The 25,879-nt window shown below is 70.2% G+C and carries 20 protein-coding genes; 8 read left to right on the top strand and 12 right to left on the bottom strand.

All coding sequences use genetic code 11. The features are described 5' to 3' along the window. The first annotated feature begins 105 nt into the window (after positions 1–105). Positions 106–1,623: a neocarzinostatin apoprotein domain-containing protein gene (locus IE267_RS10140; RefSeq protein WP_189762893.1), complete on the top strand. Its 1,518-nt coding sequence runs from the start codon at positions 106–108 to the stop codon at positions 1,621–1,623. Between the two features lie 84 nt (positions 1,624–1,707). On the opposite strand, the gene IE267_RS10135 is transcribed toward IE267_RS10140, so the two are convergent. Further along, positions 1,708–2,868, bottom strand: coding sequence for an epoxide hydrolase family protein (locus IE267_RS10135; RefSeq protein WP_167160636.1), 1,161 nt, complete (start codon positions 2,866–2,868; stop codon positions 1,708–1,710). 106 nt (positions 2,869–2,974) lie between these two features. Next, positions 2,975–3,181, bottom strand: a complete 207-nt coding sequence (locus IE267_RS10130) for a hypothetical protein (RefSeq protein ID WP_189762892.1) — start codon at positions 3,179–3,181, stop codon at positions 2,975–2,977. Positions 3,182–3,371: 190 nt separating this feature from the next. Between IE267_RS10130 and IE267_RS10125 the strand changes: the two genes are divergently transcribed. Further along, positions 3,372–3,689, top strand: coding sequence for a hypothetical protein (locus tag IE267_RS10125; protein ID WP_189763026.1), 318 nt, complete (start codon positions 3,372–3,374; stop codon positions 3,687–3,689). Positions 3,690–3,856: 167 nt separating this feature from the next. After that, positions 3,857–4,441, top strand: a complete 585-nt coding sequence (locus IE267_RS10120; RefSeq protein ID WP_189762891.1) for a dihydrofolate reductase family protein — start codon at positions 3,857–3,859, stop codon at positions 4,439–4,441. A gap of 216 nt (positions 4,442–4,657) precedes the next feature. On the opposite strand, the gene IE267_RS10115 is transcribed toward IE267_RS10120, so the two are convergent. Further along, a complete protein-coding gene (locus IE267_RS10115; protein ID WP_167160642.1) occupies positions 4,658–5,113 on the bottom strand; it encodes a lamin tail domain-containing protein in 456 nt (151 codons plus the stop codon). Between the two features lie 415 nt (positions 5,114–5,528). On the opposite strand from IE267_RS10115, the gene IE267_RS10110 reads away from it, so the two are divergent. From IE267_RS10110 to IE267_RS10095, 4 genes are all read left to right on the top strand, one after another. Beyond that, complete coding sequence (locus IE267_RS10110) at positions 5,529–6,647, top strand: hypothetical protein (RefSeq protein ID WP_189762890.1); 1,119 nt, start codon at positions 5,529–5,531, stop codon at positions 6,645–6,647. Between the two features lie 229 nt (positions 6,648–6,876). Next, positions 6,877–7,488, top strand: coding sequence for a DUF11 domain-containing protein (locus tag IE267_RS10105; RefSeq protein ID WP_189762889.1), 612 nt, complete (start codon positions 6,877–6,879; stop codon positions 7,486–7,488). Between the two features lie 407 nt (positions 7,489–7,895). Continuing rightward, entirely contained in the window at positions 7,896–9,773 is a 1,878-nt protein-coding gene (locus tag IE267_RS10100; RefSeq protein ID WP_189762888.1) for a carbohydrate-binding module family 20 domain-containing protein, read from the top strand. Positions 9,774–9,967: 194 nt separating this feature from the next. Next, entirely contained in the window at positions 9,968–10,525 is a 558-nt protein-coding gene (locus IE267_RS10095; RefSeq protein ID WP_167160651.1) for a pyridoxamine 5'-phosphate oxidase family protein, read from the top strand. Positions 10,526–10,752: 227 nt separating this feature from the next. On the opposite strand, the gene IE267_RS10090 is transcribed toward IE267_RS10095, so the two are convergent. The 9 genes from IE267_RS10090 to IE267_RS10050 all read right to left on the bottom strand — a co-directional run bounded on the left by IE267_RS10090 (position 10,753) and on the right by IE267_RS10050 (position 23,590). Then, positions 10,753–11,715, bottom strand: a complete 963-nt coding sequence (locus IE267_RS10090; RefSeq protein WP_189762887.1) for an FG-GAP repeat domain-containing protein — start codon at positions 11,713–11,715, stop codon at positions 10,753–10,755. A gap of 227 nt (positions 11,716–11,942) precedes the next feature. After that, complete coding sequence (locus IE267_RS10085; RefSeq protein WP_189762886.1) at positions 11,943–13,301, bottom strand: GH1 family beta-glucosidase; 1,359 nt, start codon at positions 13,299–13,301, stop codon at positions 11,943–11,945. Positions 13,302–13,330: 29 nt separating this feature from the next. After that, on the bottom strand, positions 13,331–14,170 hold the full coding sequence (locus IE267_RS10080) for a carbohydrate ABC transporter permease (protein WP_161244303.1): 840 nt from the start codon (positions 14,168–14,170) through the stop codon (positions 13,331–13,333). 49 nt (positions 14,171–14,219) lie between these two features. Then, positions 14,220–15,212 (bottom strand): carbohydrate ABC transporter permease, encoded by a 993-nt coding sequence (locus IE267_RS10075; protein WP_189762885.1) that lies wholly within the window; start codon positions 15,210–15,212, stop codon positions 14,220–14,222. A gap of 14 nt (positions 15,213–15,226) precedes the next feature. Beyond that, a complete protein-coding gene (locus IE267_RS10070) occupies positions 15,227–16,543 on the bottom strand; it encodes an ABC transporter substrate-binding protein (protein WP_167160659.1) in 1,317 nt (438 codons plus the stop codon). Positions 16,544–16,995: 452 nt separating this feature from the next. Beyond that, positions 16,996–18,036, bottom strand: coding sequence for a LacI family DNA-binding transcriptional regulator (locus IE267_RS10065; RefSeq protein WP_167160661.1), 1,041 nt, complete (start codon positions 18,034–18,036; stop codon positions 16,996–16,998). Between the two features lie 99 nt (positions 18,037–18,135). Beyond that, a complete protein-coding gene (locus IE267_RS10060; protein ID WP_189762884.1) occupies positions 18,136–20,577 on the bottom strand; it encodes a glycoside hydrolase family 3 C-terminal domain-containing protein in 2,442 nt (813 codons plus the stop codon). A 47-nt stretch (positions 20,578–20,624) separates the two neighbouring features. Continuing rightward, positions 20,625–22,379, bottom strand: a complete 1,755-nt coding sequence (locus tag IE267_RS10055) for a discoidin domain-containing protein (protein ID WP_189762883.1) — start codon at positions 22,377–22,379, stop codon at positions 20,625–20,627. 101 nt (positions 22,380–22,480) lie between these two features. Then, the gene (locus IE267_RS10050) at positions 22,481–23,590 is read right to left on the bottom strand and encodes a DUF1996 domain-containing protein (RefSeq protein ID WP_167160668.1); all 1,110 of its coding nucleotides are present in this window, start codon (positions 23,588–23,590) and stop codon (positions 22,481–22,483) included. A 379-nt stretch (positions 23,591–23,969) separates the two neighbouring features. Between IE267_RS10050 and IE267_RS10045 the strand changes: the two genes are divergently transcribed. Beyond that, a complete protein-coding gene (locus tag IE267_RS10045; RefSeq protein ID WP_189762882.1) occupies positions 23,970–25,775 on the top strand; it encodes a pectate lyase-like domain-containing protein in 1,806 nt (601 codons plus the stop codon). Positions 25,776–25,879 lie beyond the last annotated feature (104 nt).

The raw sequence follows: 25,879 nt of genomic DNA, 5'->3' as shown, positions 1-25,879 counted from the left end.
GGGCCTCGTGCGCCGAGAGGATTCTCCCCTGCCGGGTGGGGATTCCGATTGGGGTGGGAGCAGATGCGTCTACGACGAAGAGGCTGTTCGGACAAGGGAGTTGGGGTGCTCGGGCGGGGGCTGGTCGCGGTGGCCATCGCCTGTGCCGGTGTCGCGGCGGTGCCGGCGGCTGCCCAGGCGGAGCCCGTCGCAGCCGCCGCTGCCACGACACCGGCGTGCAGTACGGACACGGGTGCCAGGGGTCTGGCGAGTTCACCGGTCTCCGACAGCCTGGTCTCGGTGGACCGCACGGACGGCCGGATCGCCCAGTTCCAGCTCTTCTACGACTCGACGGCGACCAGGGGCCTGCCCTTCGTCTGGCACCGCGAACAGGTGGCGCCGGGAGGCACCTACGGCGCCTGGCAGCGTGTGAGCGCGGCGACCGTGGGCCCGAAGAGCTACTACATCACCGCGATGGAGAACTCCGCGGGAGCCATCGAGCTGCTGTTCTCGACCTACGGTACGTTCTGCCACTCCGTCGAGAACGGCAGTGCGGCCGGCTGGAGCGAACCCGACGCGTTCGGCCTGGCCCCGACCCCGTACCACGGCGGAGTCGTGCTGTTCAAGGAGCGGGACGGCAGCATCGACGCCTTCGCCTCCGGCTCCAGGAACGGCAGCACGATGGAGCTGCGGCACCAGCAGAGCGCGGCATCGGGCTGGGGCCCCGTCCAGTCGACCGGCCCGGTCCCCGGCCAGGACGTGGGCCTGAGCCAGCCCGGGACGGTCGAGCAACTGGCCGACGGCAGGCTGCATTTGACGGCGCGTGAATGGAACCGCGACCGCACCTGGGAGATCTACCAGACGCTGCCCGGCGGCTGGGGCCCCTGGCAGCTGGTGTCGCCGACAGCGGCGGCGCCGTCAGCGCTCGCCGCCGCCGGCCCGCAGCTGAACGTCGACCGCACGACCGGTCTGCGCGACGGTGACGTCGTCAAGTTCACCATCGCGGGCGGACCGCCCAAGGACTACGTCTGGGTCAAGGAGTGCGGGCCCTCGGCGTCCGTGACCACGTGCGACGACGACACGGGCCGCCAGTTCCGGGTGTACCCGGACGGCACGTACCAACTCTCGCCGAAGAAGCTGTACGCCCAACTCGCGACCACTGCCGGGCCGTTCGACTGCCGTACGGCCTCGGCGGCGAACCCCTGCACGCTGGCCCTGACCGACAACAACGGGGCACTGCTGACCACCGTCGCGCTGCGTGTCGCCCCGCACGGGCCGCTGGAGGCGCCGCCCACCTTGCGGGTGAACCCCGACAAGGGGCTGGTGGACGGCCAGGCGGTGCGGGCGACGGGCAAGGGCTACGAGGTGCAGTACCACTCGCTCGTCATGGAGTGCGCCACCGGCTCCACCGACACCCTCGGTTGCCGCCCCCGTGCCCGGCCCCCGGCCACCAGCGACGAGGGCCGGTTGGACGAGACGGTGACCCTGTCGGCGGCGTTCACCGCGATCGACGGCCGGACCGTCGACTGCCGTGCGGCGAAGGCCTGTGAGCTGGTGGTCTTCGGCACGAGGGTGCGCGGCCCGGAAACCGTCCGCCATCTCCTCGCCTTCGTACCGGCCCCGGCCCCGACGCCCGGAAGCTGAAAGCTGCACTGCCATGAGGGCGGGGCCGCAATCCGGAACCTTGTCCGGGACGCGGCCCCGCCCTCATGTGCCATCGGCACCTCGTCAGCGGTAGGGACGGAAGAACGCGCGCAGTTCCTCCGCGTACAGCTCGGGTTCCTCGAACGGGGCGAAGTGGCCGCCGCGTTCCGGCTCCGTCGCGTAGGTGACGTTCGCCGTGCGCTCCAGCCATGCCCGGGGCGGCCGGACCACGTCGCCCTGGAAGATCGAGAACCCCGACGGCACCTCGACCCGCCGGGTCAACTGGGCGGGCGCGATGGCCGCGTTGGCGCTGTACATGCGCATCGAGGAGCCGATGGTCCCCGTCAGCCAGTAGAGCGTGATGTTCGTGAGGATCTCGTCCTTCGTGAAGGTCCGCTCGATGTCACCCCCGCAGCCGCTCCACGACCGGAGCTTCTCGACGATCCACGCGGCGAGCCCGGCCGGGGAGTCGGTCAGACCGAAGGCGGCCGTCTGCGGCTTCGTACGGTGCATGGCGGCGTACGCGCCCTCGCTCGCGCCCCAGGCGGCGACGCTGTCCAGCCAGTCGCGCTCCGGCGGCGCGAGGTCCGCCCGATCGCCGAGGAAGACCGGCACGCCCGCGTCGGTGCGGTGCACCGCCACGACCCGGTCGGGGTGGTCGAGCGCGAGGTAGCGGCTGACGTGACTGCCCACGTCGCCCCCCGATGCCCCGAACCGCTCGTAGCCGAGCACGCCCATGAGCTCGGCCCACAGTCCGGCGACGGCGATGGAGTCCAGGGGCGCCCCGACGGGGGAGTCCGAGTACCCGTAGCCCGGCATGTCGGGCACCACCACGTCGAACGCGTCGGCGGGATCGCCGCCGTGTGCGGCGGGATCGGTGAGGAGCGGGACGACCTTCGAATACCGCCAGAACGAGTCCGGCCAGCCGTGGCTGAGGACCAGGGGCAGAACGGGGCCGGCCGGGGCCACCGCCCGGGCGTGCACGAAGTGGATCCCGAGGCCGCCGAGCGGGACGCGGAAGCGGGGGAGCCGCGCGAGCGCCGCCTCCTGCGCGGACCAGTCGAACCCGTCGGCCCAGTAGGCGACGAGTTCGCGGAGGTAGTCGAGATCGGTCCCGAGCGCCCACCCCGCGTCCTGCGGTGCATCGGGCCACCTCGTCGCACGCAGCCGCGTACGGAGGTCGTCGAGCGCCGCGGGGGCGGTCTGCGGGATGAACGGCTCGGGGCGAGGCGGAGTGTCCGACATGGGACGCACCCTACCGACGAAGCCGCTCCGCACCGGGAGGTGGCGGAGCCGGCCGCGACCGGAACCACCGGAGCGACCGGCCGACTCGTCCTATGGTGACGGTGTGTCAGGGGCGACTTCCCACCTGCGGGTTGTTGCCGCTCAGCACATGCTGCTCGGCCAGCACCTGGCACAGACCCACATGCACACCGGTCCCGGCGCAGTTGTCGTCGTCATTCGGCGCGGCGGGGTGGGCGTCCGCGGCTCCGGCGAGCGCGAGGGAGGTGAGGGCGGCGATGGCCACCGAGGTGAAGGCGGTGCGCGTCAGAGGCATGCGCTGCCCAACGACCGGCCCCGCCTGGCGACACTCCTCATCCCGGGGCCGCCCGGGCGGGCCCGCGCCGGTCGGCGGATCGGGGCGGCCGGGGCTGTGGGGCGGTATCTCGTTGCGGCCCCACGGGGCGGGCCATAGGGTCAAGGACATGTCACTGCACGTCCGTATGCGCCAAGCCCTGCCCGCAGCCATGCGCGCCCGAGACAAGGTCGCGGTGCGTGCCCTGCGAGCCGCACTCGCCGCACTGGACAATGCGCAGGCCGTGCCGGTCGGCGCGGCCGAGCCGCGTGGTCTCTCGATCGAGGAGTCACCGGTCGGCGCCGGAGCCACCGAGGCGGTACGACGTGAGCTGAGCGAGGGTGGCATGGCGGACATCGTGCGCGCCGAGATCGCCGAACGGCTCGCTGCCGCAGCAGAGTTGAGCTCACCGGCGCATGCCGACCGGGCGGCCCTGCTGCACGAGGAGGCCGCCGTGCTGCGCCGGTTCCTCGACGAGCCGGCCGAGTAAGCGCGCGAGCCGGCCCCCAGTACTCCACCAGCGTGATGTGGGCGGGGTGATGATCTTCGACCGGGCGGTCGGGGGATTCTGGTGCCGGGGGCCGATGAGTTCTGCGGCTCCCCTCCGTCATATCCGCGACGGAACCCACCGCGTCCCGCAGCCAAGGAGCCCCCGACATGCGCAAGATCACAGCAGGCCTTTTCATCTCCCTCGACGGTGTCGTGGCCGATCCCCACACCTGGCACTTCCCGTACTTCAACGACGAGATGGCCGCCGCTGTGATGGGCGACGTACAGAACGCCGACACGTTCCTGTTCGGCCGCATCACCTACGAGGGCTTCGCCGAGGCCTGGCCCGCGCGCGAAGACGCGGGCGGCGAGGACGCGGGCATGGCGAAGGACTTCGGCGACGGGCGCAAGGTCGTCGTGTCGCGTCGCGCGCTCGACTTCACCTGGCGCAACTCCGAACAGCTCCAGGGCGACTTCGTGGCGGGCGTCAAGGCGCTGAAGGCGGAGGACAGCGAGAAGAACATCGCCGTCACCGGCTCGGTGTCCGTAGTCCGCGGGCTCTTGGCCGCCGGCCTGCTCGACGAGCTGCGCCTCTTGGTGCACCCGATCGTCCTGGGCCGTGGCCTGCGTCTCTTCGAGGAGGGCGCGGGCCCCTTCCCCCTGAAGCTCGTGCAGGCCCAGACGTTCACCACGGGCGTGATGGACCTGCTGTACGCCCCGGCCGACGTATCCGATGCGTCGAACCGGAAGTAGCCGAACCCGCTCCGTAGAGACAGGCACCCTGCGGTTCGTGCCTGTCGTGATCGACACCCCGCGTTCCGTGGTGGCTGGTGGCGCCGGAGCCCGGACTCCCCTTGGCCGTACGGCGGGGGCGGCAGCACCCACCGACCGAAGGCCGGCACCTCACAGAGGTGCCGGCCTTCTCACCTCCGGTGCCGTGGCGGCGGCACCGAATGGTGGCAGTGGTGCTCAGCGGCGGCCCCAGGACTTGGTGGCGATGGTGTGCTTGTGGTTGTCGCGCAGGGTCGCGGTGTCCCGGCTGTTGTCCCACGCGTAGTCGCGGCGGTTCTGGTAGACGTCGCGACCGGTGTCGCGGCCCTTGCCGGTGTGGACGCGAACCGACTGGTGTCCGGCCAGGCGCAGGTTGTGGAAGGTGTAGGTCTGGTGGGCGCGGTCGGTGAGCGTCCAGTCCTTGAGGTTCACCGTGCCGCGGCCCGTGTTGGTGACCGTGACCCACTCGGCGTTGAGGCTCTTCTGGGAGTGGTCGTCGCGTCCGGGGCTGTCGTACTGGATCGCCCCGAGAACGATCGGGGAGCGCGGTGCCGCCGGGTGCACGGTGGCGGAGGCGGGAACGGCAGCTGCCGCGGCGAGGGCGGAGGCGGCCAGGGCGAGTGCGGCGACGCGGGTGATGGTGCGAGGAGACATGTGAACTCCCAGTTCACGGCAGCCCGGGCAGGAGCCCGGGGATGCCGAACGGTGTGAAGTCCGACGCTGGTTCGGCCGGACACCCACACTCTGGACCCGGAGCATTGTGGACCGCGCGGAGAACGACTACACGTGACGAAACGCGGAACATGACACACCATCAGCGATCACGGCGTGCACGCCCCCGCGCGCGCGGCGCGGTGCCACGCGGGCCTCCCGTACCGGCCCGGACGCCACCGGCGGGCAGCCGGCCGCACCGGCCGGGTGGGTGCCTGTCCGCACCGGCCCGACGGGTACTTGGCCGCACCCGCCCCGACGGGGGCCTGTCCGCACCGGTGCGAACGGGGGTCAGCACGTGGGCGGGACGGGGGCTGGCCCCATGGCTCGGGCCCGGCGCGTGGGCGACGCTCGGAGCATGTTCCGTACGCCTCCGAACAACGGGTTCCCGCGGACCGAGAGCGCCGCGGCGCACCTTCGGCTGTTCGTCCTCGTCGGCGTCGTCACCGTCCTGGTGACCCGCGCCTTCCTCGCGTTGACCGACTACCCCAAGCTCGGGGGCGGGGCGGGCAACGGCGGCCTGCACATCTCGCACATGCTCTGGGGCGGGCTGCTCATGCTGGTGGGGCTCCTGTTGATGCTGATCTTCACCGGGGTCGCCTCCCGTCGCCGTGGTGCCCTGACCGGAGGTGTCGGCTTCGGCCTCTTCATCGACGAGGTGGGCAAACTGGTCGCCACCGACGGCTACTTCTACCGACCGGCGCCCGGACTCATCTATCTGTCGTTCGTGGCGTTGACGGGCCTCGCCTGGTGGGTGGCGCGGCGTGCGCGTTCGGACCGGCAGGAGGCGCCCGAGGCGTTCCGCGCGGCCTGCGCCGTCGACATCGCTCTGCAGGGACTCCGCTGTGGTCTCACCGCGCGGGAGCGGTGCGAGGCGCTGCGCCGCCTGCGGGGCACCGACGCATCGCCGACGGCCGTGGACGTGGCGCTGGCGGCCCTGATCGAAGCGGTGCCCGAACGCCCGGCCCGTGAGCCCGCCCCGCACCACGAGGTGCTGGAGCGGGTCCGCGTGTGGGCATCGGCGCGCGTGGCCCAACTGGTGGCGAAAAAAAGGCTGGTTCACCTCGTGGCCTGGGGCACGACGCTTCAGGCGGCCCTCCTGCTGGTTGCCGTGGCCGTCGAAGGCCTCACGGGCGGCCTCGATGGCGAGACCCAGTGGACCGCCATCGCCGGAGCACTCGCCTGCTCCCTGGCATCCCTGGTGCTCTCCCTGCGCGGCACGGCCCAGTTGCTCCGCGACGGGGAAGCGGCCCTGCGGACGCTGCGTGCCGCACTCCTGGTGGATCTGCTCGTCGGTCAGGTCTTCAAGTTCACGATCAACCAGTTCTCCGGGGTGACCGACTGGCTCGTCAGCCTGGCCCTGCTCTATCTGCTCTGCCAGGTCTCACCCCAGGTGACACATCGTCAGGCAGCGTGCCCGCAGGGTGTGGAAGGCATCGGCGATGCGCTTCACGCGACGCCACGGCAGACGGCATGACGCCGGGGATCGCTCGCTAGCCGTGCCCGGATTCTCGGCCGATGCCCGACGGCTCGGCCGTCGTGCTTTCGGCCGATGCGTCCCTCGGGCGCGCCGGGGCCAAGGACCTCCTGATCGAGGACGTGTGGCGCAGAGGGGCGGCCGTCTGCTTGGACAGGCTTGATACGTGGCGCCCCGCACCGTGGGCGCCGCCTCTTACCGTTCTCCCCTTTCGAGAGGTTGTCCCTTGATGTTCTCCCGGTCGACTCGCACCCTGCGCCGCCGCGCAGCCGCCGCCGCGATCGTCACCACCGCCGTAGCGGGCGTGTCCCTGGCCGTGGCCGGCCCGGCCTCCGCCGCTTACGGCCCGGACTACGGCGACGGGTGGGTCAACGGCCACACCGGCAAGTACGGCGACAACTGGACGAAGACGTACGACAAGGACTACGGCGACGCCTGGACCCCGCGCGTTCCAACTCAGAACCGGGCCGACGTCGCCGTCAGCGCCTCCGGTCCCGCGCACATCGACCACAATGCGGAGCAGCTGTGGACGGTGTCGATCACCAACACCGGCAGGTCGACGGCTCACGCGGTGCGCTCGGTCACCACCATGCCCAACGGCATCGAGCACCGCGCCCACCGCATCGTCCAGGGCGACGCCCACGCTCGGCTGAACGGCGAGGGCCGCGTCCTGGTCACCGTCGACGCGCTCAAGCCCGGCGAGACCGTACGCCTCCAGATCGCGGGCCGCGGACCCTCGCATGGCGGTGGCACCGTCCAGCTCATCACCAAGGTGACCACTACGTCCGCCGAGAAAACCACGTCCAACAACACCGCGACGGTCCACACCCGTATCGCTTGAGCTGGCACTTGAGGGGTCTTGCGGGGCAGGGAGGCGGTTGGACCGGTGCCGGTGACACCGCCTTAAGAACTTGCTGCAAGTTTCTGAATGATTTTGCGTCACCTCTTGACGGGGCGCCGGGCACGGCGGGATCGTCATCCTCGCGCAACCGAGCCCGACCGCCCCGCGGGCCGAGTGCCGAACGCCGCTGTGTCCGAACGGCTTTCGGCACGGGACGCCCGCGCGCCGGTCCCGGGACGGATTCGGTGTGCGGGTGGTGCCGTGGGCGGCGGACGGGTTGCGCGAGCCGCGGTGTCGGCCGACACCGCGGGTCACCTCCCCGCAGCACGACCGCGCCGGGCGGCCACCTCCCCATGGCCGCCCCGAGGCGCGGATCGGCGCTGCCCCCACCTGCCCAGGGAGCCGCCATGACCGCACCACCGAGCCGCCGAGCGACCACAGCCCCGTTGCAGATCGGGCGCCGCCGGGCCTCGGCCGGCCTGCTCGCAGCCGGAGCACTGCTCGCCGGGGCGGTCCTGCCCGTCGCTTTCCAGGGCACCGCGCACGCCGCCACCGCCAACGGCGGCGACGTGATCGCCAACCTCTTCGAATGGAACTGGAAGTCGGTCGGCCAGGAGTGCACGACCGTCCTCGGCCCCAAGGGCTACGGGGCGGTCCAGGTGGCCCCGCCCGGAGACTCGATCCGGCTGTCCGACGGCACCCACCCCTGGTGGGACGTCTACCAGCCGGTGGGCTACGACCTGAACAGCCGGATGGGCTCGGAAGCGCAGTTCGCCGCCATGGTGACGGCCTGCCACAACGCGGGCGTGAAGGTGTACGCGGACGCGGTCATCAACCACACCGCGGGTGCCAACCAGACCAGCACCGACTCCTACGGCGGCGCGAGCTTCAACCCCGGGACCTATACCTACGGCAGCATCGGCTACGACCGCTCCAGCTTCCACGACTACCCCGCGAACTGCCCCAACGCCGGAAACGTCATCAACGACTGGAACAGTGCCCAGCAGGTCCAGGAGTGCCAGCTGGTCTCGCTCTCGGACCTGTACACCGAGAAGGACGACGTCCGCTCGAAGATCGCCGGGTACCTCAACAAGCTGGTCGGATACGGAGTCGACGGCTTCCGGGTGGACGCGGCCAAGCACATCGCGCAGGCGGACATGGCCGCGATCCTCGCGAAGGTCGGCGACACCCGCTGGGGCGGCCGGCCGTACGTGTACCAGGAGGTCATACCCGGCGGCAGCGGACAGCTCGCGCCCAGCGCCTTCGAGGGCAACGGAAGCGTCCTGGAATTCACCTACGCCCACAAGCTCAAGGACCAGTTCAACGGCAGCATCGCCAACTTGAAGACGTTCGGGCAGGGTTGGGGGTTCGAGCCGAGCGACAAATCCGCGGTCATGGTGACCAACCACGACCTGGAGCGCGACAACAGCACGCTCACCTACAAGGACGGCTCCAAGTACACCCTGGCCCACATCTTCGAACTCGCCTGGGGCTACGGCACCCCGCAGGTCTACTCGGGGTTCCGGTTCAACAGCAGCGACGACTCGCCGCCCGCAGACGCGAACGGCTACGTCGGCGACACCGACTGCTCCGCCGGCGCCTGGAACTGTGCGGACCGCACCCAGGGCATCGCCAACATGGTGGGATGGCACAACGCCGCCAAGGGACAGAGCGTGGCCAACTGGTGGGACAACGGCGCCAACGCCATCGCCTTCAGCCGGGGCAACGCGGCATGGGTCGCCATCAACAATGGCGCGAGCGCGGTCACCCAGACCTTCACCACCGGCCTCGCGGCGGGGACGTACTGCGATGTCATCCATGGCAACCCCGCCACGGGCGGCAGCTGCACGGGTCCGGCGGTCACCGTCAGCTCCTCGGGCCAGGCCACGGTCACGGTCGGCGCGGGTGACTCGGTGGCGCTGTACGCGGCCGGCGCCGCGTGCAACGGCACCTGCCCGACGTCGTCGCCCACGCCGACACCGACGACGTCCGGGACCGTGAGCGAGACCTTCCACGAGACGAAGACGACGGTGTGGGGTCAGAACGTGTACGTGGTCGGCTCGCTCCCGGCCCTCGGCAACTGGGACCCGAACGCCGCCGTGGCCCTGTCCTCGGCCTCCTACCCCGTGTGGTCGGCCACGGTGAACACCCCGGCGAACACCCGGTTCGAGTACAAGTACATCGTCAAGGACGCCTCGGGGAACGTCACTTGGGAGTCCGGAGCCAACCGTGTCCATACGGCGTCCGCGTCCGGCTCGGAGACCTTGAACGACACCTGGAAGTAGCAGTCAGGCCGTAAGCGCGACGTCCGGGTCTCGGACCTGGCGGATCGCGAGGGCGGGCGGGCGCGGGGCCGGAGCAGCCCCGCACCCGCCCGCTCGCCGTGCGGCTCCGCTCGCCCCGGGGCAGCAGAACGGCCGGCCGATGATTTCCACCCGCCCCGGGAGTCGTTATGGAGGAGAACGAAAGGAGATCCGCCATGCCGACACACGGATCCGCCCAGCAGCCCACCACCGAGCTCGACGCCCGCTACAGCTCCGCGCTCAACCCGAGGCCCGGCGCCGCGGGGGCCGACGCCACCGAGTGGGCCGAGGCGCAGCGGCAGCTGACACAGGCCGAGATCTTCTGGGTCTCCACGGTGCGGCCCGACGGGCGGCTGCACGTCACGCCGGTCATCGCCGCCTGGCATGACGGCGTGCTGTACTTCTCCACCGGTCCGGACGAGCAGAAGGCGAAGAACCTCGCCCATGACGACCACTGCGCCCTCACCACCGGGGGAAACTCACTCACCGAAGGTCTCGACCTGATCGTCGAGGGCAGGGCCCGAGCCGTCCGCGACCCGGCGGTCGTCGAGCAGGTGATCGCGGCGTACGAGACCAAGTACGGAGCCCACATCACCGCGCCCGAAGGCACCTTCCACGGCATCGGGGACGCCTTCCGCAAGGGCGACGTGCTGGTTTTCGCGGTTGCCCCGGAAACGGCGTACGGCTTCGGCCGGGACGACGGAGCTTTCACGCACACACGGTGGTCCTTCTGAAGCGGTGACGAAGGCGCGGCCGAGGGGGCCGTCCGACGCGGGCGCGCATGCCGATCGGCGTCCAGCGTCTCGCATCCCCGGCACCTGGACCGTGCGCTGCAACGCGGCCGGCAAACGTCGTGCCCGTGCCGAGGGGGTCGTAGGGCACCCCTGGCGCCTTCGGCACGGGAAACGCCCCGGCCGTCCGCAGACGACCGGGGCGCATGGCGCAATGACCTGATGGAAGGTCAGGAACCCATCATGCGGAACATGTTGTACCCGAAGCCGATCTTGACGGCCGGGGCGTACGGGGCGGCGGCGTTGCCGGTGCCCCGGTAGAAGTAGAGGTCGCCGTTGGCGGCGCGGGCCAGCAGGTCGGCCTTGCCGTCGCTGTTCATGTCGCCGAGCGACAGCAGCTTGTCGTATGCGTTCCAGCCCGCGCCGATCTTGATGCGCGGGGCGAACGGCGCCTTGTAGTTGCCGGTGCCCTTGTACAGCCACAGCACGCCGGACTTGTCGCGGGCGACGATGTCGGCCCGGCCGTCCCCGGTCAGGTCACCCTGGCCGGCGATCTGGGTGTACGCGTCCCAGCCCGAGCCGATCTTGGTGCGCGGGGTCACCCGGCCGTCGGCGTACGCGAGGTACGTCCACAGCACACCGGCCTTGTCGATGCCGATGATGTCCGACTCCGCGGCGCCACCGAGGTCGCCGGGCGAGAGGACCTTGTCGTAGATGTCCCAGCCGCCGCCAACGGTGATGGTGTTGATGTCCGAGGCGGTGGACGTGAAGTTCAGCTGCCCGTCCCACCAGCTGTAGAAGCCGTCCTCCACGCCGTCCCTGTTGTTGTCGACGGCCTGGCTCTGGACCTCGGGGGTGTAGTCGATCTCGCTGGCGTCGATGAGCTTGACGCCCGACTCCAGCCCGCCCGCGTGGTTCTGGCGGTAGAGGTAGATGCTGCCCCGCTGGTCGATCGCGGTCAGGTCGAACGCCGGGGTGTTCACGACACCCTGCCCGGCGGCGGCGCGCGGCGCTGCGAACGTCGGCGGCGTGACCTTGTGCGACTTCTGTACGGCCTCGGCGCGCTTGGTGGCCGCACCGATCGGGTTCGCGTCGGCCGAGGCGGAGCCCACGGCGGCGGTGCCCGCAATCGCCAGACCGAGTGCCGTGGCCGCGATCCCGTTCAGGACGCGGCGGTTCTTGAAGTACGTCATTGAATTCCCCCCTGTTGCAGGTTCAACAGCGGCACCACCAACAAGATGTGCCGCATGCTCCCCGCAGTGTTTCACATGCCCTTCACAAGCTGTTCGGCTGGCACTGCCTTCGTGGACTCGTGACGCCGAACACCGAACGCCGAACGCCGAACGGCATTCGGCATTCGGCGCACGGCGTGCGCTGGGCCGCGAGTGCGAGGGCCCACCGATTCGGGGCGGGGTGGAGATCAGCCGGCGTGGATGGTGCGGTGGGCCCGGACGATGTCCGCGTACCGGTGCCCGCTGGCCTTGACCGTGCGGGTCTGGGTCGCGTAGTCGACATGGACGAGGCCGAAGCGCTTGTCGTAGCCGTAGGCCCACTCGAAGTTGTCCAGGAGCGACCAGGCGAAGTACCCGGCGAGCGGGGCGCCCTTGCGGGCCGCCGACGTGCAGGCGGACAGATGGCGCTCCAGGTAGTCCACCCGCTCCCGGTCGTCGATGGTGCCGTCGGGGCGGACCACGTCGGGGAAGGACGAGCCGTTCTCCGTGACGTAGATCTTCCGGGCGCCGTAGTCCTCGGTCAGCCGAAGCAGCAGGGACTCGATGCCGTCCGCCTCGATCTCCCAGTCCATCCCGGTACGCGGAACATCGTCCCGGCGGATCGAAGTGCCGTACGGGACAGGGCCGTTGGGGTCGTCGGCGACGTACGCCGGGAAGTAGTAGTTGAGGCCCAGCCAGTCGAGTGGGGCCGCGATGGTTTCCAGGTCGCCCGGACGCTCGGGGAGTTCGACGCCGTACACCTCGCGCATATCGGCCGGGAAGCCGCGGCCGTGGACGGGGTCGAGCCACCATCGGTTGACGTGACCGTCCACGCGCCGGGCGGCGGCCAGGTCCTCGGTGCGGTCGGTGGCCGGGTGCACGGGGGAGAGGTTGTTGACGATGCCGATCTCGGCGCCCGGTGCCGCGGCGCGGATCGCCTGGGTGGCCAAGCCGTGGCCGAGGAGCAGGTGGTAGGAGGCGCGGACCGCCGCGGTGAGATCGGTGAGGCCGGGGGCCATCCTGCCTTCCAGATGGCCGATCCAGGCCGAGCACAGGGGCTCGTTGAGGGTGGCCCAGTGCGACACCCGGTCGCCCAGGCGCTCGGCGACGACCGAGGCGTACGCGGCGAAGTGCTCGGCGGTCTCGCGCTCGGGCCAGCCGCCCCGGTCCTGGAGGACCTGCGGGAGGTCCCAGTGGTAGAGGGTGACGGAGGGCGTGATCCCCGCGGCGAGGAGCCCGTCGATGAGCCGGTCGTAGAAGTCGAGGCCCCGGGCGTTGACCGGACCGTCGCCGCCCGGCATCACGCGCGGCCAGGCGATCGACAACCGGTAGGCGTCGACGCCCAGTTGCCTCATCAGGGCCACGTCCTGGGGCCAGCGGTGGTAGTGGTCGCAGGCGATGTCCCCGTGGTCGTCGTTGTCGATCTTGCCGGGGCTGTGCGAGAAGGTGTCCCAGATGGACGGCGAGCGGCCGTCTTCGGCTACGGCACCCTCGATCTGGTACGCCGAGGTGGCCGTGCCCCACAGGAAGTCGTGCGGAAGGGCGGCGAAGTCGATCGGTGCGGACACGTGAGTCCCTTTCGGAATGCGGGAGTTGGTCACTTGACGGCGCCCGCCGTCAGCCCGGCGACGAGATAGCGCTGGAGCAGCAGGAACCCGGCGACCACGGGGACGCTCACGACGAGGGAGGCGGCCATGATCTGGTTCCAGTACACGTCGTTGAGCGTGGAGTAGCCCTGGAGTCCCACGGCGAGGGTGCGGGTGTTGTCGTTGGTCATGACGGAGGCGAAGAGCACCTCGCCCCACGCCGTCATGAAGGCGTAGACCGCGACCGCGACGATGCCCGGCATCGCGGCCGGCACCACGACGCGGAACAGCGCGCCGAGCGGGCCGCAGCCGTCCACCAGGGCCGCCTCGTCCAGGTCGCGCGGTACCGAGTCGAAGTACCCGATCAGCATCCAGATGGAGAACGGCAGCGAGAACGTGAGGTACGTCAGGATCAGCCCGCCGCGCGAGCCGAACAGGGCGACGCCGGTGGCGTTGCCGATGTTGACGTAGATCAGGAACAGCGGCAGCAGGAACAGGATGCCCGGGAACATCTGCGTGGACAGCACGGTGACCGTGAAGACGCGCTTGCCGCGGAAGGAGTACCGGCTGACCGCGTACGCCGCGAACACCGCGATCACGACCGAGCAGACCGTCGCGGTGCCCGCCACGATCAGCGAGTTCACGAAGTACCGCGCCAGCGGGACCGTCGACCAGATGTCGATGTACGGGCGGATCGTCAGACCGCTGGGCAGCCAGCGGAACTTCCCGGAGACGTCCTGGAGCGGCTTGAGCGAGCTGGACACCATGACGTACACGGGCAGCAGCACGAAGCCGGTCAGCAGGGTGAGGAAGAGGCGCCGCGACCACAGGAAGGAGCGCGGCGGCGCCATCGGCGAGGGCGCCGGGTGGCGGCGGGACGTCCGGGGTGCTTCGGCGGTGCTAGACATCGGGCGTCTTCCTTCCTCGGGAGGTCAGCAGCAGATAGCCGCCCGTCACGATCAGCAGGAAGAGCAGCAGCAGGACGGACATGGCGGAGCCGGTGCCGAAGTTCCAGGTGACGAAGGACGACTGGTAGATGTGGATGGAGATCAGGTCAGCCGCCGCGGGCGCGGACTTGCCGAACAGGACGTACGGCGTGTTGAAGTCGTTGAACGTCCAAAGGAAGAGCACCAGGACGAGCACCTGGTTGACCGGGCGCAGCGAGGGCAGGGTGATCCGGCGGATCTGCTGCAGCATGCCGGCGCCGTCGAGTGCGGCGGCCTCGTAGAGCTCCTTCGGGATGTTCTGGAGGCCGGCCATCACGATGAGGAAGGCGAACGGCCAGCCCTTCCACACCGACACGATCAGCAGGGCGTAGAAGCTGTTGTCGCCGATGAGCCAGAAGGAGGGCTCGTCGGTGAGGTGCAGCTGGTCGTGCAGGACGTGGTTCACCAGACCGTTGTCGTGCTGGAACATGAACGCCCAGGTGATGACGGCCGCGTAGACGGGCAGCGCGTACGGCACCAGGAAGATGGTCCGCAGCACGCCCCGGCCGCGGAAGTTGTCCTGGAGGTAGAGCGCGGCAGCGGTGCCGATCAGCCAGCACAGGCTGACCGACAGGAGCGTGAAGACCACGGTCACCAGGAACGAGTGCAGCAGCGCTTCGCCCACGGCGCCGTGGAAGTCCACCGCCAGACGGTAGTTGCCGGTGCCGGACCAGGGCGCGGTGCCCCAGTCGCGGATGTAGAACTGGGTGAGTTCCTTGAAGCTCATCGCGACGCCGATGACCATCGGCACCAGGTGGACGAGGAGTTCGAGGAGCAGGGCCGGGAGCAGGAGCAGGTAGGGCAGTCCGATGCGCCTGATCCGCCCGGGGCGGCGCGGGCCGCGCGCCTCCCCGGGGGAGTGCTCGGGCACCGACCGCGTGCCTGCGGGAGGGGCCGTGGTCGTCATGAGGGTGTCGGTCCTCACTTCGCGGGCATCTGCTGCTGGGCCTTTTGCAGCTTGGCCTTCACCGACTCGGTGGTCACCGCGCGGCCGGCGGCCGCGTCGGCGAACAGGTCCTTCACCGCGGTGCCGACGGCCGTCTCGAACTGCGACTCGTCGGGCACCTGCGGCAGCGCCTGCGCACTGCTCGCCAGGGTCTGCCTGAGGACGGCGGTCGCCTGGGAGTTGAACGCCGGGTCCGACTGCGCGGACTTGACCGGCGGGATGGACCCGTACGTGGTGTTGAGGAGCTTCTGCTCCTCGTCACTGGTCATGAACTTCACGAACTGGGCCGCGCCGTCGAGGTTGTGGGTGTTCTTGAAGACCGCCATGTTGATGCCGGCGACCATCGAGTTGGTCTGCGCTCCGGTCCCGGGCGCTCCGGACTGCACGGGAGCCGCGGCCACACCCCAGTCGGAGTCCTTCATCCCCAGGGACTTGAAGGTGGCCGATGCGGTCTGCCACAGCACCATCCCGGTCTTGCCCTTGGCGAAGTCGCTCAGGGACTGGTTCTGGGCGTACTCGGCGTTGCTCTGGTTGACGACCTTGTCCTTGGCCATCAGATCGACGTACTGCTTGACCGCCGCGACCGCACCGTCACTGGTGAAGCTGGGCCTGCCGTCCGCGGTGAAGAACTCGGCGCCGTGCTGCTTGGCGAGGACGAAGACCTGGTGGATGTTGTTCGACAGGTTGGAGCCTTCGGCGCCGAGCCCGTTCTTGCCCGTGGCCTCGATCTTCTTGCCGTCGGCGACCAACTCGTCCCAGGTGGCCGGTGGCTTGGTGATGCCCGCATCGGCGAAGGCCTGCTTGTTGTAGTAGAGCGCGTACGACATCGAGTACAGCGGCACCGCGGCCGGATCCTTGCCCGGTACTCCGGTGGAGCCGAGCGCCGAGTCGACGAACCGGTCCTTGCCGCCGATCTTGGAGAAGTTGGCCGCGTCCCACGGCAGCAGCGCGCCGGTCGCCTGCAGGGAGGCGCTCCAGGTGTTGCCGATGTTCATCACGTCCGGACCCTGGCCCGACGTGGTGGCGGTCAGGATCCGGTTCAGCAGATCCGACCAGGGCACGACCTCCAGCTTCACCTTGATTCCCGTCTGCTTCTCGAACTTGTCGAGCTCGGGACGGAGGACCTTCTCGTCCACCGAGATGCTGGCGCCCTGGTTCGAAGCCCAGTAAGTGAGCGTCTTGGGCGAGTCGTTGGAACCGCCGCCGGAGGCGGAGCCGCCGCCGCAGGCCGTGGCCGCGAGTGCGAGTGACAGGGTGGCGGCGCCTATGGCCGCGGCTCTGATGGTGCGCATGGCCCCTGGTGTCCCTTCCCGGGAGTCGAAAACCGTGAGGGCGCCTTCGGAGACGCCGGAACGGCGGCGTTCGACTCCTGAAGGTCCGCATGGCTTAATTTAAGACGTGAGTTAAGCGGCGCCGGAAGTGAGGCGTCAAGATGTAAAGCAGGGTGTCTCACCCAACGAACTCGCCGGAGGAGCCGCCCGAGTCGGTGTATGTGGTGGCCGTACGGCCTGTCACCTGCGACGCCGCGAGCGGACCGCACTTTGCAACGGTTGTGTCTCGGAGGGGTGTTGAGCCCGACGCCGATGTTGATGGGTTCAGGGCTCGCTGGTGGGTCGCGAAGTGACATGGCACCCCGCCGCTGGTGATACACCGTCAACTCAGCCTGTGCGAGCGGTGGATGGTGTCGTGGCGGGTCATCCCACCGGATGGGGAGAGGCGCGCTCGTCCCCCGGGCCGGCCGTGGCTAGGCCGTCTCGCGGACTACGAGTTCGGGGTCGAAGACCACGGACGTCGCCTCCGTGCGCTCGCCGCGGATGTGCTGGTCCAGGAGACGGGCCATCTCCGCGGCCATCTGCTCCACCGGCTGGCGGACCGTGGTCAGCGGGGGGCGGCAGGACAGCGCGATGCCGGAGTCGTCGAACCCGATCACCGCCACGTCGTCGGGCACCCGCCGCCCCCGCTCCCGCAGGAGCTGGCAGACACCCTGGGCCATGAGGTCGTTGGCGGCGAACACGCCGTCCACGTCCGGGTGTTCGGCAAGGAGGCGGGCCATGGCGGCGATGCCGCTGTCCAGGGTGAAGCCGCCCTCGGCGACCGGCACATACGGATGGCCACCCCGTGCCATCGTGTCGCGGAACCCGGCCAGCCGTTCCTGGCTGGCCGGGACGGCCAGGGGGCCGGCCACGGTCGCGGGGCGTCGGCACCCGCGCTCCAGGAGCCGCTGGGCGGCGAGCCGTCCGCCGTCGCGGTGGTCCAGGTCCACATAGCTCAGTGGCACGGGGGGCGTCGGACGGGCGAACAGCACGCTGGGCAGGTGCGCCGCGGCGAGCAGGGTGGGCAGGGGGTCGTCCGGGTGGGTCGAGACGACCAGCGCGCCATCGGCGCGGCCCTGCCGCAGATAGGTCAGTACCTCGTGCCGGTCGTCGGCCGACTCGGCGAACATGAGCACCGGGTGCATCGAGCGCGGCCGCAGGAAGCCGACCACCCCCGCGACCACCCGGCCGAAGAAGGGGTCGGCGAAGACCCGGGCGGCGAAGGCCTCCTGGCTCTCCTCGGGGCCGCCGCCCGCGCCGGACACCACCAGGGCGATGGTCTCGGCGCGCCGGGTCACCAGGGACCGGGCCGCACGGTTGGGTGCGTAGCCGGTCCGCTCGATCGCCCGCTGTACCTGTTCCTGGATCGCCGGATCCACATTGCGGACGCCGTTGACGACCCGGGACACGGTCGCCCGGGAGACGCCCGCCTCGCGGGCGACGTCCTCGAGGGTGGGGGCCTGCCTGCTCATGCCCCGCACCTTAACGGCATGCCGGGGACACCGTATAGAGCGCTCTCCCTCCACTCACGGCCATGCCGTGCCCGACGCTCCCGCGCAGGTGCGAGCCGTTCAGCCGGCCGCCCGCAGCTCCACTTCCAGGGACAGCGGTACGTGCCCCGCCGAGGGCCCCGCGAGCACCCGGAAGGCCCCCGCTTCGGTACGCCACCCGCCGGCGCGCTCGTCCCAGTGCCGCAGCGCCCTCGCCGGGACGCGTACGACCGCCGTCACGGTCTGTCCGGCGCGGGCGTGCACGGCCGCGTAGCCCGCGAGCCACCGTCGCGGGTACTCCACCGCTCCTCCGGGGCGGGCCAGATACACCTGGACCACCTCACGCCCGGGGCGGGCGCCGGTGTTGCGTACCCGGACGCGCACACCGAAGGACTCGCCCGCCTCGACCTCCGACGGCCCGTCCAGCTCCTCGTAGTCCCAGGTCGTGAACCCCAGACCGTGTCCGAACCAGTAGGCGGGCGTCCGGCCCGCCCGCAGCCAGGCCCGGTGCCCGATGTGCAGCCCCTCGGTGTATTCGAGACGCCCGTCGAGCGGGGAGGTGCTGGTGACCGGGGCGTCCGCGAGCGCGGCCGGCCAGGTGGTGGGAAGCCGTCCGCCCGGCTCCCGCAGCCCGAACACCACATCGGCGAGGGCCGCACCGCCCTCCTGACCGGGAAACCACGAAAGGAGCAGCGCCCCGACCTCGTGGCGCCAGGGCAGCTCCACCGGACCGCCGCTGTTGACGATCACCACCGTACGGGGGTTGGCCGCCGCCACCGCGTGGACCAGGGCGTCCTGATCGCCGCCGAGCCGCAGGTGAACGCGGTCGCGGCCCTCGCACTCGTCGTCCTCCGTCGTGCCGACGACCACGATCGCCACGTCCGACGAGCGGGCCGCCCGCACGGCGGCGTCGAGTGCGGTGGCCGTGTCGGGGACGGGCGGCGAGGCACAGACGACCACCGCACGACCTGTGTCCGGGGCGAGTTCGCGGCGCGCGACGAGAAGGGGCAGCGTGCCTGCCGTGAGATCGGCGGTGACGGTGTGGACCGGAGGCATGACATGGATGAGGGCCGGGTCGTCTGTCTCCCTGGGGAAGTCGTCGGCGAGGAGCTCCCGTCCGTCCAGACGAAGACTCATCCGGCCGAAACCGGCGATGCCCAACGTCCAGGCACCCGTTTCACGCGGATGCAACTGGGCCCTGATCTCCACCGTGTGCGCCCCCGGCGGCAGGGGTGGCTCCAACTGCCGTGCGCAGAAGCGGTGTTCGGTGTACAGCTCGACTCCATCGGCGTCCAGGACCCGCAGCAGGACCCCGGGCGCTCCGGAGTCCGGGTCGGTGCACAGGGTGCCGTCGAGCGCGGGCGGTGGCCCGGCGAGGCCGGGGCCGGGCACGTGCACCACTTTCGCCCGGCCGCGCAGCCGCCCCCGGATGCCGTCCAGGACACCGACCTCGGCCTGCGGGAACACCCCGGCGCTGCCACCCCCCTGGGTGCGGGTGCGTGCGGCCCGGGCACCGATGACGGCCACCGTGGTCAGTTGCTCGGCATCCAGTGGCAACACGTCACGGTTGGCCAGCAGGACCGTCCCGGCGGCGGCCGCCCGCCGTACCAGGGCCCGCACCGCCGCGGGGCGCGGGCGCGGCCGGCCCGAGGGCCGGCCCACCGGCCCCAACACCCCCAGCCAGTCGGCCAGTCGCAGCACGTTGCGTACCTTGGCGTCCACCGCGTCCTGGGTGACCTCACCCCTCTCGACCGCGCGCAGCAGTGCCTCACCCCACACCCCGTCGGGCCCGGGCATCGCCAGATCGAGACCGGCGCGCGCGGTCTCGTGCGTGGTGCGGACCGCTCCCCAGTCCGAGACGACCACACCGTCGAAGCCCCACTCGGTCCGCAGCGGGGTGCCGAGCAGTGAACTCGCCGTGGCGGTCGTGCCGTTGACCGCGTTGTAGCCCGCCATGACGACCCGGACGCCGGCCGCGACGGCCGCCTCGAACGGCGCGAGGTACACCTCTCGGAGCGCCCGCTCACCGACCCGTACGTCCACGGTGAGCCGGTCCGTCTCGGAGTCATTGGCCACGTAGTGCTTGGCCGCGGCGGCCACCCCCTGTGCCTGGACGCCGCGTACCAGGGCTGCCCCCATGCGGCCGGTCAGCTCGGGGTCCTCCGAGAGGCACTCGAAGTGCCGGCCGCCGAGGGGGCTGCGGTGCAGATTGAGGTTCGGCGCGAGGACCACGTGAACGCCCTTGCGCCGCGCCTCCAGGGCGAGGAGCGAGCCGAGCCGCTCGACCAGCGGCTCGTCCCAGGTGGCGGCGAGCGCGGTGGCCGAGGGCAGCAGGACGGCGGTGTGCCGCTCGTCCCACGACGGGCCGCGTACGCCGGCCGGTCCGTCCGACATCACCCACGGCCGCAGCTCGACGGCCGGTTCCGCCGCCGTGCGCCAGGTGTCGGCGCCCGTGAGCAGCCTGACCTTCGCCTCCGGCGTGAGCTTGTCGATCAGCCGGTCGAGTTCGTCCTCGTCCGTCATGCCGTTCCCCCTTGTCGTCCGTCCCCGTGCCGAGTAGTGACGGACCGTCAGTTGTAGATGCCGAACTCGTACAGCGAGTAGCCGTAACCGGTGCCGCGCGCGGTACCGTTGACGCGGACGTAGCGGCCGGTGCCCTGCAGATCGAAGTCGTCCACACCGCCGTTGCCGTCGGTCACCGTGCGCAGGGTCGCCCAGGTCTTGCCGTCGTCGGACGTCTGGATGGTGTAGGCCTTGGCGTACGAGGCCTCCCACAGCAACTGCACGTGCTTGAACGACGTGCGGGTGCCGAGGTCGACCTGGAGCCACTGCGGGTCGCTCCAGTCGCTGGCCCAGCGGGTGGTGCTGTTGCCGTCGACCGCGTTGGCCGCCGTGCACGGGCAGTCGCCGTAACTCGCCTGGAACGACGAGGCGGTGGCGGGCTTGCCGCGCGCGACATTGGTCCCGTTCACCACGGGCGGCACGACCTTGATGGAGCGGGTCTCGACCCCGACGTTGCCGTGGCCGTCGGTCGCCTTGACGTAGACCTTCCAGACGCCGGGCCGGTCCGGCGCGGTGAACTTCAGCCTGCCGCCGCCCAGGTTGGTGAACGGCTGGGACACCAACTGCTTGCTCGTGTCGATGTAGTTGCTGTTGTCCAGGACCTCATAGGTGATCGGATCGCCGTTGGGGTCGGTGGCCCGGACGTCCAGCGTGACATCACGGCCGGCCTGCACACTGCCCGCGCCGCCCTCGACGTCCAGGGCGGAGATGACCGGGGGAGTGTTGTCGTGGGAGGTGTCCGCGCCGTAGGCACGCTTCACCGCATAGTACGAAAGACGCTTCTGTCCGGCGGGGAGGAGGTTGAACCAGATGCCGCCGAAGTCGTACTCCGTGCCGTAGTGGAACATCGTCGCGCCCAGGGCGACACCCTTGTGTCCCGTGATGCAGCCCCACGCCTTGGTGTAACCGTCGGCCTTGGCCTGGTCGGTGGGCTCCTGTGGCACCCCGTTGGCGTCGTTGGGCACCTCCCACTCGCCGGCGGGCCCGGTCTCCGTGACGATGTACGGCTTGGTGTAACCGCCCTGCTGCCAGGCCGACTTGACGTCACACACGGCGTTGTAGGAGTTGACCGCGTACAGGTCGAGATCGGGCGCGTTCTTCTTGAAGTACGGCCACGCTCCCACCCAGGCGTCCGTCGAGGTCACCGGGTGGTTCGGGTCGATGCTGTGGATCTTCTTGGTGATGTCGTTGACGAGGGTGGTGTACGCGTTGCGCTGCTGCTCCAAGTCGGTTCCGCTGTAACAGTTCTGGAGGCCGAGCACGGACTCGTTGCCGACGTCCCACATCAGGACCCCGGGGTTGTCCTTGTAGGTCTGGACCCACTTCGGGAACTCGTCGAGCACCTGGTTCTTGTACGCCGTGTCGGTCAGGTAGTTGACACATCCGCCCGAACCGGGACCGCCGCCCGGCTGCAGCCAGAACCCCGCGATCACCTTGATGCCGTGCGCCGCGGCCGAGTCGAAGAGCGGCTTGCTGGACGCGTCGGTGCCCCAGGTGCGGATGGTGTTGACACCCATGGACTGCAGGTCGGGCAGGTACTTGTCGGCATCTGCGACGGAGGGACCCCAGGTCAGGCCCTTGACCTGGTACGGGTGCCCGTCCACGGACAGCTGCCAGTTGCCCTGGGTTCCGGTTACCTTGACGACGCTTCCGGCGGCGTGCGCGCTCGTCGCGGGCAGGGCGGCGAGCGCGCCGACGGTCAGGACTCCTGCGGCCAGGGGGGCCAGCAGACGGCGTGGGCGGGTGCGAGGTGGTCGGCTCATTGCGGGTCCTCTTCGGATGTGGGGGCGGGAAGGGGTGGCCGGCCCGGCCGCGGCGGGACGAGTGGGCGGCCGGGCCGGCGTATGGGGGAGGGTGAACTCCTCTAGGGCAGGCGGTAGTTCTCGTCCAGAGCGGCGCCTGCCTCGGGGTGGGTCTGGTCGTAGCCGCGCGCGTCGCACTGCAGACCACCGACGACGCAGTGGTTCACGAGTGCCTTGAGCGTGGCGTCGTCCCAGGCGTTGAAGAAGTCGTAGTGGAACGAGTAGCTCGCACCACTCGCGAGCTTCGCCTGGGAGAGGTCGCCGTTGACCGGGAAGGCCATCTTGAACTCGATCATCGGCAGGGCGACGGGGTGGTCGGCCGGGCAGACGTTGTCGTTGGTGCCGGGCTTGACCACCGGGTAGGCCATGTGGCTCTTGTGATCGGGCGTGTCGAGGTACTTCCCGTCCCAGCAACTGGGTGCCTGGAAACGGATGTTGAGCTGGACGTCGGCCCGGCTCGGGCAGTTGGTCGGGAAGTTGACGTTGAAGAAGCTGTCACCGCACTCCCAGCCTTCGACGAAGCCGGGGTGGTGGCGGAACTCGTCGGCCGACTGCATGGGGTTGGCCACCACGAACCGCAGTCCCTTGGGGAAGGGGCGGACGCTGGTGTAGTCGGTGACACCGGCCTTGTAGTAGATCGTCTGGGGGCCCACCGGCAGGATCTTCTGGGCGCCGTTGAACAGCGAGGGCATCCAGTACCCCGACTTGTCGCCGGGTGCCTTGCAGGTCGTGGATCCCGCGTCCAGCGAAGCGGTGGTGCTGTTGGCGTTGGTCGTGGTGTTGCCCATGAAGGTGTGGTCATGGGATTTGCCCGGTTGCTGCGGGTAGACGATCGGGTCGTCCGGCGCGGTGTGCGTCACCGAACAGTTCGCCTGGAACTCGTGGAAGTAGCGGTGCGGCGGGTCCTGCGTGGACGGCGATACGCCGGTGACCGGCGGATTCGCCGGAATGTAGCCGTCGCCGTCCGGGTCGTCGGGCGAGCTGGCGGTGGACGCGGGCATCCCCGCCATCCCGCTCATGTCGTGACCCTGCGCGGCGACGGCCGACGAAGCGGCGGGGGAACCGCCGGCGGGTGCGTCGACGCTCGCGGCGACACCGCCGAGGCCCAGTGTGGTCAGCAGGACCGCGCCCGCGATCAGTGTGCCGGAAAGGAGCTTCGATCTCCGTGGCATGGAGACCTCCTGAAGGTGGGGGATGGGGAGGCAGAGCGGGCCACCGGCTGCGCGAGTTCACCGGCCGGTGACCGGGAGAGCGCTCTCCCGATCTGGAGTCTCGGGGCGCCGAAGCGAAGGTGTCAAGAGATGTGACAGGAGAAGGAGGGGCGGCGCGTGGGCCCGGTCGAAGAACCCCATGGCCATACGGGCAACGGCAGTTGCGTAACATCTGGCAGGTCGTCAGGTGCCCATCGGCAAGATGACGACCTGTGAACGCAAACCCCGAGGATTTCTGCCGGAGGCCTTGACGTTGCCTTCAGCGGGATGAAGCATTCCCCGGCGAGAGAGCGCTCCCCCGCCCCCCTTCGTTCACCTCTTGAACCAGGAGAGTCGCCCCATGCCCCCAGTTCCGCCCGAATCCAGCGCCCCCCGCCCGTCCACGGTCAGCCGCCGCACCGTGCTCGGAGCCGTGGCCGCGACGGCCGCCTCGGCGCCTCTGCTCACGGGCCTCGCCGCCCCCGCCTCGGCGGTGCCCTCGACCGTCCGGCCGCGTGCCCTGCCCGGCGGGGGAGACCTCGGCCCCAACGTGCTGGTCTTCGATCCGGGCACCTCCGGCATACAGGCGAAGCTCGACCAGATCTTCCACCAGCAGGAGTCCGCGCAGTTCGGCACGGGCCGCTACGCCCTGCTGTTCAAGCCCGGTACCTACAGCGGCCTCAATGCCCAGATCGGTTTCTACACCTCGATCGCCGGGCTCGGGCTTTCCCCGGACGACACCACCATCAACGGGGACGTGACGGTCGACGCAGGCTGGGCCAACGGCAACGCCACCCAGAACTTCTGGCGCTCCGCGGAGAACCTCGCCCTCGTCCCGGTCAACGGCACCGACCGCTGGGCCGTCGCCCAGGCCGCGCCCTTCCGGCGGATGCATGTGCGCGGCGGCCTCAACCTCGCGCCGTCCGGCTACGGCTGGGCCAGCGGCGGCTACATCGCGGACAGCCGCATCGACGGCCAGGTCGGACCGTACTCGCAGCAGCAGTGGTACACCCGGGACAGCGTGATCGGCGGCTGGGTCAACGCCGTGTGGAACATGGTGTTCTCCGGCGTGCAGGGAGCTCCCGCGCAGAGTTTCCCGAATCCGCCGTACACCACGCTCGACACCACACCGGTCTCGCGGGAGAAGCCCTTCCTCTACCTCAACGGCAGCGAGTACCGGGTCTTCCTGCCGGAGAAGCGCACCAACGCGCGCGGGGTCACCTGGGGGAACGGTACGCCCAGGGGCACCTCGCTCTCCCTGTCCCAGTTCTATGTCGCGAAGCCCGGTGTGAGCGCGGCCACCCTGAACCAGGCCCTCGCACAAGGCCTCCACCTGCTGTTGACCCCGGGCATCTACCACGTCGACCAGCCCATCCAGGTCAACCGGGCCAACACCGTTGTCCTGGGCCTCGGTTACGCGACGATCGTGCCGGACAACGGAGTGACCGCGCTGCGCGTCGCCGATGTGGACGGCGTACGCCTCGCCGGATTCCTCATCGACGCAGGACCGGTCAACTCCGCCACGCTCCTTGAGGTCGGCCCCAGCGGCGCCTCGCGGGACCATTCGGCCAACCCCACCACCGTGCAGGACGTGTTCGTGCGCATCGGCGGGGCCGGCGCGGGCAAGGCCACCACCAGCATGGTCATCAACAACCGCAACACCATCGTCGATCACACCTGGGTCTGGCGCGCAGACCACGGCGCGGGAGTGGGCTGGGACACCAACCGGGCGGACTACGGCGTCGTCGTCAACGGCGACGACGTGCTCTGCACGGGCCTGTTCGTGGAGCACTTCAACAAGTACGACGTGCAGTGGCTGGGCCAGCGCGGCCGCACCATCTTCTTCCAGAACGAGAAGGCCTACGACGCGCCGAACCAGGCCGCGGTCCAGGACGGCAACGTCAAGGGCTACGCCGCTTACAAGGTGGGTGACAACGTCACCACGCACGAGGCCTGGGGGCTCGGCAGTTACTGCAACTACACCGCCGACACGGGCATCGTCCAGCACCACGGCTTCGCCGCTCCGAACACCTCCGGGGTGAAGTTCCACGGCGTGCTCGTGGTGTCGCTCGGTGGGAACGGGCAGTACGAACACGTCATCAACGAGGCCGGAGCGCCGACGTCGGGCACTTCGACGACGCCGTCCACGGTGGTGTCGTACCCCTGACCCCCATGGGCGTACCCCTGACCCTCATGGGCCCGGTCCTCCCTCCGCCGGCGCGGGGGAGGGACCGGGTGGGGACGGGGGGTACGCGGCCCGCGGGCGCAGCG

Origin of the sequence: Streptomyces xanthochromogenes (genome assembly GCF_014650455.1) — a bacterium.
Classification (GTDB): Bacteria; Actinomycetota; Actinomycetes; order Streptomycetales; family Streptomycetaceae; genus Streptomyces; species Streptomyces xanthochromogenes.
The sequence above is the reverse complement of the archived record's forward strand: the minus strand, read 5'-3'. Positions and strand labels throughout refer to the sequence as shown.

Bases quoted from the DNA above. Each gene is read 5' to 3' on its own strand.
- IE267_RS10135 (WP_167160636.1), bottom strand. From the start codon at position 2,868: ATGTCGGACACTCCGCCTCGCCCCGAGCCGTTCATCCCGCAGACCGCC.
- IE267_RS10130 (WP_189762892.1), bottom strand. From the start codon at position 3,181: ATGCCTCTGACGCGCACCGCCTTCACCTCGGTGGCCATCGCCGCCCTC.
- IE267_RS10125 (WP_189763026.1), top strand. From the start codon at position 3,372: ATGCGCGCCCGAGACAAGGTCGCGGTGCGTGCCCTGCGAGCCGCACTC.
- IE267_RS10120 (WP_189762891.1), top strand. From the start codon at position 3,857: ATGCGCAAGATCACAGCAGGCCTTTTCATCTCCCTCGACGGTGTCGTG.
- IE267_RS10115 (WP_167160642.1), bottom strand. From the start codon at position 5,113: ATGTCTCCTCGCACCATCACCCGCGTCGCCGCACTCGCCCTGGCCGCC.
- IE267_RS10110 (WP_189762890.1), top strand. From the start codon at position 5,529: ATGTTCCGTACGCCTCCGAACAACGGGTTCCCGCGGACCGAGAGCGCC.
- IE267_RS10105 (WP_189762889.1), top strand. From the start codon at position 6,877: ATGTTCTCCCGGTCGACTCGCACCCTGCGCCGCCGCGCAGCCGCCGCC.
- IE267_RS10100 (WP_189762888.1), top strand. From the start codon at position 7,896: ATGACCGCACCACCGAGCCGCCGAGCGACCACAGCCCCGTTGCAGATC.
- IE267_RS10095 (WP_167160651.1), top strand. From the start codon at position 9,968: ATGCCGACACACGGATCCGCCCAGCAGCCCACCACCGAGCTCGACGCC.
- IE267_RS10090 (WP_189762887.1), bottom strand. From the start codon at position 11,715: ATGACGTACTTCAAGAACCGCCGCGTCCTGAACGGGATCGCGGCCACG.
- IE267_RS10080 (WP_161244303.1), bottom strand. From the start codon at position 14,170: ATGGCGCCGCCGCGCTCCTTCCTGTGGTCGCGGCGCCTCTTCCTCACC.
- IE267_RS10075 (WP_189762885.1), bottom strand. From the start codon at position 15,212: ATGACGACCACGGCCCCTCCCGCAGGCACGCGGTCGGTGCCCGAGCAC.
- IE267_RS10070 (WP_167160659.1), bottom strand. From the start codon at position 16,543: ATGCGCACCATCAGAGCCGCGGCCATAGGCGCCGCCACCCTGTCACTC.
- IE267_RS10065 (WP_167160661.1), bottom strand. From the start codon at position 18,036: ATGAGCAGGCAGGCCCCCACCCTCGAGGACGTCGCCCGCGAGGCGGGC.
- IE267_RS10060 (WP_189762884.1), bottom strand. From the start codon at position 20,577: ATGACGGACGAGGACGAACTCGACCGGCTGATCGACAAGCTCACGCCG.
- IE267_RS10055 (WP_189762883.1), bottom strand. From the start codon at position 22,379: ATGAGCCGACCACCTCGCACCCGCCCACGCCGTCTGCTGGCCCCCCTG.
- IE267_RS10050 (WP_167160668.1), bottom strand. From the start codon at position 23,590: ATGCCACGGAGATCGAAGCTCCTTTCCGGCACACTGATCGCGGGCGCG.
- IE267_RS10045 (WP_189762882.1), top strand. From the start codon at position 23,970: ATGCCCCCAGTTCCGCCCGAATCCAGCGCCCCCCGCCCGTCCACGGTC.